This window comes from Streptomyces sp. NPDC104831 (assembly GCF_055583025.1).
This window is the reverse complement of the sequence record NZ_JBVJOT010000010.1, coordinates 118,671-125,234: the sequence shown is the minus strand read 5'-3', so window position 1 is coordinate 125,234 and position 6,564 is coordinate 118,671. Positions and strand designations below refer to the sequence as shown.

The following is a 6,564-nucleotide window of genomic DNA, read 5'->3' as shown; positions in this document are numbered from 1 at the left end:
CGACCGGCGTCGGAGGCGTACGAGCAGGCGCGGCACGCGATCGCCCGGTTCATCGGCGCCCCCGACGACGGCCGGGCCGGTGACGGCCGGCCCGCGTCGCCCCCGCCCGAGGGCGCGGGCGATCACGCGGCCGGACCGCCCCGCACCCGGCGACCGGCGTCGGAGGCGTACGAGCAGGCGCGGCACGCGATCGCCCGGTTCATCGGCGCCCCCGACGACGGCCGGGCCGGTGACGGCCGGCCCGCGCCGCCCCCGCCCGAGGAGGCGGACGACCACGCGGCCGGACCACCCCGCATCCGCCCCCGGCGACCGCCGGCCATTCCCCCCGGGGTGGACCCGCCCGGCCCCCTGCGCCCCGGGCCGCACCCGGCAGAATGTCCCCCATGGCCTCCACCTTGACCGTCGGTTTCGACCTGGACATGACCCTCATCGACTCGCGTCCGGGCATCCGCGCCTGTTACCGCGCCCTGGCGGAGCGCACCGGGGCGTTCATCGACGCCGATCTCGCGGTGACCCGGCTCGGTCCGCCGCTCGTGGAGGAGCTGGCCCACTGGTTCCCGCCCGCGCGGGTGCCCGAGATGGCCGATCTCTACCGGGAGATGTACCCCTCCATAGCCATCGCCGCGTCCCCCGCGATGGCCGGCGCCCGGGAGGCGGTCGACGCGGTGCGCGCGGCCGGCGGACGGACGATGGTGGTGACGGCGAAGTACGAGCCCAACGCCAAGCTGCACCTGACCCACCTCGGCATCGAACCGGACGTGGTCGTCGGCGACCTGTGGGCCGAGCAGAAGGCGCTGGCGCTGCGCGAGCACGGCGCGACCGTGTACGTCGGCGATCACGTCGGCGACGTCCGCGGGGCGCGCGCCGCGGGTGCGTTTTCGGTCGCCGTCGCGACCGGACCGTGCCCGGCCGAGGAGCTGGGCGCGGCCGGCGCGGACGTCGTGCTGACCGATCTGTCCGCCTTCCCGGCGTGGCTGAAGGGCTACCGCGAGGCCCCCGGGGCGGCCCCCCGCGCCTGACGCCGTCCGGCGGCCACCGACCGCAGCACACCGGCACCGGCCATGAGGAATCCGACGGCCATGAGCATGCTCAGACCGAACATGTAGGTCGGAAAAGGCGTCGCCCCGAGGAAGAGCGGGGCCACCGTGACGAGGGTGGCCACGGCCCCGAGGAAGAAGACGACGGCACCGGCGCGGATCAGTCGGTCACCGGGCGCGGCGGAATTCGGTTGGGTTTTGTCACGCACCGGACCAGGGTAGTTCCCTGCGCGAGAGAACAGCCGGGGGACGTCTTGTCACCGGCCCGAAGACCATTAGCCTTGGTATCGGCGGGTCATGGTCGACCCGCTCTAGTGCTATCAAGAGCCGTTTCCGAAGTAGTTTTCCAACGAGTACGAGGACGAGGACAGACGTGCCTACCGGCAAGGTCAAGTGGTTCAACAGCGAGAAGGGCTTCGGCTTTCTCTCCCGCGACGACGGCGGTGACGTCTTCGTCCATTCCTCGGTTCTCCCCGCCGGAGTCGACTCCCTCAAGCCGGGACAGCGCGTGGAGTTCGGGGTCGTCGCCGGTCAGCGCGGTGACCAGGCGCTGTCGGTGAACGTGCTCGACCCGACGCCCTCCGTCGCCGCCGCCCAGCGCAAGAAGCCGGACGAGCTGGCGTCGATCGTGCAGGATTTGACGACCCTTCTCGAGAACATCACCCCGATGCTGGAGAAGGGCCGTTACCCGGAGAAGACCTCCGGCAAGAAGATCGCCGGTCTGCTCCGCGCGGTCGCCGACCAACTGGACGTCTGAACCGGACCGGAACAGCCGGCCGGCCCCGGACTTCCCCGTTCTCAGGGGAAGTCCAGGGCCTTCGGTCCGAGGGGCGGCAGCAGTCCCTCGGCCGCCGCGCGGGTGAGCAGCCCGCGCACCGCCGCGTAACCGTCCTCGCCGAGGTCGGCCGTGAACTCGTTGACGTACAGCCCGATGTGCTGGTCGGCGACGGCCGGATCCATCTCCTGGGCGTGCGCCATGACGTACGGCCGGGATGCCTCGGGGTCGTCCCAGGCCATGCGCACGGACGTACGGATGGACTCGGCCAGCCGGGTGAGCGTGTCCGCGCCCAGCGAGCGCCGGGCGATGATCGCGCCGAGCGGGATCGGCAGCCCGGTGGTCCGCTCCCAGTGCTCGCCCATGTCGGCGAGCTTGTGCAGCCCGTAGTCCCGATAGGTGAAGCGGGCCTCGTGGATGACCAGGCCCGCGTCCACCTTGCCGTCCCGCACGGCCGGCATGATCTCGTGGAACGGCATGACCACGATCTCGCCGACCCCGCCGGGCAGGGCGTCCGCCGCCCACAGCCGGAACAGCAGATAGGCGGTCGACCTCTCGCTGGGCACCGCGACCGTACGGCCGTTGATGTCGGCCCCCGCCTCCCGGGCCAGCACCAGCGGCCCGCAGCCCCGCCCCAGCGCGCCGCCGCACGGCAGCAGCGCGTACTCGTCGAGGACGTACGGCAGCACGGCGTACGACACCTTCAGCACGTCCAGCTCGCCGCGCTCGGCCATGCCGTTGGTGAGGTCGATGTCGGCGAACGTCACGTCCAGCGCGGGCGCGCCGGGCACCCGGCCGTGGGCGAGGGCGTCGAAGACGAAGGTGTCGTTCGGGCAGGGGGAGTACGCGATCGGCAGGGACCGCTGCTGCTCACTGGTGGTCATGTGGGTTCCAACTCTCCAAAGCGGGCGCGAGCTTCCCGAAGCCCTCGGTGAGGGCGGCGAGCGCGTCGCCGATGCGCCAGGCGGCCCGGTCCCGGGGCCCGACCGGGTTGGAGACGGCGCGGATCTCCAGTACGGGCACCCCGTGCGCGGCGGCGGCCTCCGCCACCCCGAACCCCTCCATGCCCTCGGCGAGCGCGCCGGGGTGCCGGGCCCGCAGGGCGGCGGCGCGGGCGGCCGTGCCGGTCACCGTGGAGACGGTCAGGATGGTGCCGGTACGGGCGCCGAGGGCCTCGGCGGCGACCCGTACGGCTGATTCCGGCGGGCGGTGGGTGACGGTCCCGAAGCCGAGTTCGGTGACCGGGAGGAAGCCGTCGGCGGTCTCGGCGCCCAGGTCGGCCGCGGTGATCGCGTCGGCGACGACGAGCGAACCGAGCGGCGCCCGCGGCTGGAAGCCGCCGCCGATCCCGGCCGAGACGACCAGGCCGTAGGGCCGGCCGGCCAGCGCGGCGGCGGTGAGGGCGGCGGCGGTGGAGGCGGCGGCGAGCGCCGGTCCGACACCGGCGGCGAGCAGGTCCCAGCCCGTGACCGTGCGGCACAGGGCCGCGCCGGGCAGCCGGACCTCCTCGGCCGGCGCGGGCAGCGCCCCCGCCACCGCGTCCCGCTCGACGGGGACCGCGGTGGCGACGAGGACCGGCAGGGGGGACGTGGTCAGTCCTTGTGGTGCTTCAGCTTGAAGGACCACATGCCCTTGTTCTCCTTCTCGCCCGCCTGGATCGCGAGCGTGTTGGTCTCGCCCTGCGTGCCGTACTGGGCGTTGAAGAAGGCGCTGCTCGGGATCGTGCGGTAGGTCTTCTTGCTGACGTCGGTGAACTGGCGGCCGTTGACCAGCACGACCCAGCCCTCGTCCGCGATCTTCGGATCGACGCCGATGCGGACGGTGTCGTCCTGGCCGACCTCGATCGACTTCACGTCGTCGGAGTTCTTGACGCAGTCCTTCAGCGAGTCGGCGGTCAGCTTGTCGCCGTCGTTGTAGCAAAGGGCCTCGGAGCTGACCGAGTTCCCGCCGACGGTGATCGTCGCGACGGGGGTCGGCTTGTCACAGGCCGACAGGACGAGCAGTCCGGCGGAAACGGCGCCGGCAACGGCGACGGCGCGGCGGCGTCGCACAGCGGATTGCAGCGTGGTCATGGCCGAAGGCTATCGGGCGCCCGGAGCCGTCCGCCCACGTGGGGTACGGCGTGCCCGGTTCGTTACGCCACGCGTGCCCGGCAGCCGCCGCCCCGGGCCGAGGCGAGCAGCCCGCGCAGGGTGGTCAGCCAGCCGGCCGCCACGAACACGGCGCCGACCAGCAGCCCCACCGTGCCGTCCAGCGGCATCACGATGCCGACCGCGCCGCCGAACACCCACGCCATCTGCAACAGCGTCTCCGAACGGGCGAACGCCGAGGTGCGCACCGCCTCCGGCACGTCCCGCTGGATCAGCGCGTCCAGGGCCAGCTTGCCCAGCGCCTGCGCGCACCCGGCGACCGCCGCGAGAGCGGCCACCAGGACCGTCCCGAAGAACAGTCCGGCGACCACCGCCGCGCCGAGCACCACCGCGACGACGGTCACGATGATGATCTCCGGGGCGCGGGACCTGAGCCAGGCGCCCACGGCCGTCCCCAGCGCGTTGCCCGCGCCCGCCGCGACCCCCACGATGCCCAGCGAGACGGCCGCGCTCTGCCCGGCCAGCGGGTGCTCGCGCAGCAGGAACGCCAGGAAGAAGATCAGGAAACCGGACAGGCAGCGCAGGGACGCGTTGGCGCCGAGCGCGTAGGTGACGGCGGGTCCGACCGAGCGCAGCCCCGGCCGCCTGCCCTGCCCGTCGCGGCGGCGCCGCGCGTCGGACGCGAGCAGCGCCACGTCCTCGCCCTTGGCGGAGTCCACCTTGGGCGGCAGGGAGAACGACAGAAACGTCCCGGCAGCGAAGATCACGAAGGCGCCGTACAGCGGCCACGGGTCGCCGAGCGCGTGCAGCCCGGCCGCCACCGGCGCGGCGGCCCCGGTGGCCAGCAGTCCCGCGAGGGTGACCCGGGAGTTGGCCTTCACCAGCGAGAAGTCCGGCGGCAGCAGCCGTGGCACGACGGCGCTGCGCACCACGCCGTACGCCTTCGACGCCACCAGCACGCCCAGCGCGGCCGGATACAGCTCCAGCCCGCCGCTCGCCACCGCCCCGGACACGACCAGCGCGAGCAGCGCCCGCGCCAGCATCGCGCCCGCCATCGCGGCCCGCCGCCCGTGCGGCAGCCGGTCCAGCAGCGGACCGATGACGGGCGCGAGGACCGTGAACGGGGCCATGGTGATGGCGAGATACAGCGCGACCCGGCCGCGCGCCTCGTCGGTGGGCACGGAGAAGAACACGGTCGACGCGAGCGCCACGGTGACCATGACGTCCCCGGCGCCGTTCACCGCGTGCAGTTCGATCAGCTTGCCGAGGCCCGACTCGCCCGCGCCGTGCGCGTGCGTGATCCTGCGGATGCCGCGCGCCGCGCCGGTGAACGGGAAGCGCAGGGCACGGCCGACCGCGCGGACGGTACCGCGCACCCGGCCCGAACCGCCGCCCCGCCCACTTGCCTTGTCCGCGGCTGCCACGACGTTCATAGTGCCCCGGGATCCGGCCGGATAGTGCGCTACGGCACGGATGGCGGCCCAGGACGTGAGGGACCGGTGGACGGCGTGGGGGCGGCGTACGGCCCGGGTGGGAAAATCCACGAATCCCGTCCGGTGTAGCGTGCCTGTCTCAGCCATAACGCAGAATGGATGGCAGAGGTGCGCCCGGGCGCGCGGATGCAGACGTCGATGCGGTCCCCAGGTCCGCTCCGTAGGCGAAACCGCCGGAGGCAGCCGCACTCGACGAGACGGCGTAGGAGAGAAGCGATACCTGTGAGCGCAGCGACAACGCGAAGCCGCACCCCCGACCGCCTGTGCGCCGAGGCCGTCGACCTCGCCCGCGCCGCCGCCGAGGAGGCCGCCGCGCCCGGCGTGATCGGCGAGCACGCGGGACTGGTGTCGGAGGGTGACCGCGTTGTCACGCACTTCTTCGAGTGCAAGGAACTGGGCTACCGGGGCTGGCGCTGGGCCGTGACGGTCGCCCGCGCCTCCCGCGCCAAGATCGTCACGCTCGACGAGGTGGTCCTCCTCCCCGGCCCCGACGCCCTCCTGGCCCCCGAGTGGGTCCCGTGGAGCGAGCGCCTGCGCCCCGGCGACCTCGGGCCCGGCGACCTGCTCCCCACCGACCAGGACGACCTGCGCCTGGAGCCCGGCTACACGGGCGAGGAGGAGCCGCCGCCCAACTCGGTGGTCTCCGACGAGATGCGGGAACTGGCCGAGGCGGAGGACGCCGACGTCACCCCGGGCACCCCCGCCGCCCAGCCGGCGACGCCCTCCCGGGGCACGATCGCGTCCGTCGCCGAGGAACTGGGCCTGCGCCGCGCCCGGGTGCTCTCCCGCTACGGCCTGCACATCGCGGCCGACCGCTGGGAGGAGGCGTACGGCCCGCAGACCCCGATGGCCCAGGCCGCCCCCGCGACCTGCGTGAGCTGCGGCTTCCTCGCCCGTATCGGCGGCTCCCTGGGCCAGGCCTTCGGGGTCTGCGCCAACGAGTTCTCACCGGCGGACGGCCGGGTGGTCTCCCTGGCCTACGGCTGTGGCGGCCACTCCGAGGCGGCGGTCATGCCGAAGGCCCCGCAGCCCGCCCCGCCGGTCATCGACGAGACCCGCGTCGACCCCTTCCCGCTGCGCCCGGCCCGCGACTCCGGCTCGGTCCCGGAGACCACCGACGACGAGACGGCGGAGCTGGGCCACTCCTGAACGCCGGCCTCCGCTGCCAG

At 73.8% G+C, this 6,564-nt stretch carries 8 protein-coding genes and 1 pseudogene; 4 read left to right on the top strand and 5 right to left on the bottom strand.

What is annotated here, in order from left to right; all coding sequences use genetic code 11:
- Together ACZ63H_RS10100 and ACZ63H_RS10095 are read left to right on the top strand one after the other, a co-directional pair.
- Window positions 1-399, top strand: a pseudogene (locus ACZ63H_RS10100) (hypothetical protein); the annotation flags it as partial.
- On the top strand, window positions 375-1,019 hold the full coding sequence (locus ACZ63H_RS10095) for an HAD family hydrolase (RefSeq protein ID WP_469863377.1): 645 nt from the start codon (window positions 375-377) through the stop codon (window positions 1,017-1,019). The pseudogene ACZ63H_RS10100 and the gene ACZ63H_RS10095, both read left to right, overlap by 25 nt.
- On the opposite strand, the gene ACZ63H_RS10090 is transcribed toward ACZ63H_RS10095, so the two are convergent.
- Window positions 983-1,246: a hypothetical protein gene (locus tag ACZ63H_RS10090; protein ID WP_469863375.1), complete on the bottom strand. Its 264-nt coding sequence runs from the start codon at window positions 1,244-1,246 to the stop codon at window positions 983-985. The genes ACZ63H_RS10095 and ACZ63H_RS10090 overlap by 37 nt on opposite strands.
- 164 nt (window positions 1,247-1,410) lie before the next feature.
- On the opposite strand from ACZ63H_RS10090, the gene ACZ63H_RS10085 reads away from it, so the two are divergent.
- Entirely contained in the window at window positions 1,411-1,794 is a 384-nt protein-coding gene (locus ACZ63H_RS10085) for a cold-shock protein (protein ID WP_467934989.1), read from the top strand.
- Window positions 1,795-1,835: 41 nt separating this feature from the next.
- On the opposite strand, the gene ACZ63H_RS10080 is transcribed toward ACZ63H_RS10085, so the two are convergent.
- The 4 genes from ACZ63H_RS10080 to ACZ63H_RS10065 form a co-directional block, all read right to left on the bottom strand.
- Window positions 1,836-2,696, bottom strand: coding sequence for a 1,4-dihydroxy-6-naphthoate synthase (locus ACZ63H_RS10080; RefSeq protein ID WP_469863373.1), 861 nt, complete (start codon window positions 2,694-2,696; stop codon window positions 1,836-1,838).
- On the bottom strand, window positions 2,683-3,393 hold the full coding sequence (locus tag ACZ63H_RS10075) for a futalosine hydrolase (protein WP_469863481.1): 711 nt from the start codon (window positions 3,391-3,393) through the stop codon (window positions 2,683-2,685). The genes ACZ63H_RS10080 and ACZ63H_RS10075 overlap by 14 nt, the downstream gene beginning before the upstream one ends.
- An 11-nt stretch (window positions 3,394-3,404) precedes the next feature.
- Window positions 3,405-3,884 (bottom strand): DUF2771 domain-containing protein, encoded by a 480-nt coding sequence (locus ACZ63H_RS10070; protein WP_469863371.1) that lies wholly within the window; start codon window positions 3,882-3,884, stop codon window positions 3,405-3,407.
- A 62-nt stretch (window positions 3,885-3,946) separates the two neighbouring features.
- Window positions 3,947-5,335, bottom strand: coding sequence for an MFS transporter (locus ACZ63H_RS10065; protein WP_469863369.1), 1,389 nt, complete (start codon window positions 5,333-5,335; stop codon window positions 3,947-3,949).
- Window positions 5,336-5,617: 282 nt separating this feature from the next.
- Between ACZ63H_RS10065 and ACZ63H_RS10060 the strand changes: the two genes are divergently transcribed.
- Complete coding sequence (locus tag ACZ63H_RS10060; RefSeq protein WP_469863367.1) at window positions 5,618-6,544, top strand: DUF3027 domain-containing protein; 927 nt, start codon at window positions 5,618-5,620, stop codon at window positions 6,542-6,544.
- Window positions 6,545-6,564: the final 20 nt, after the last annotated feature.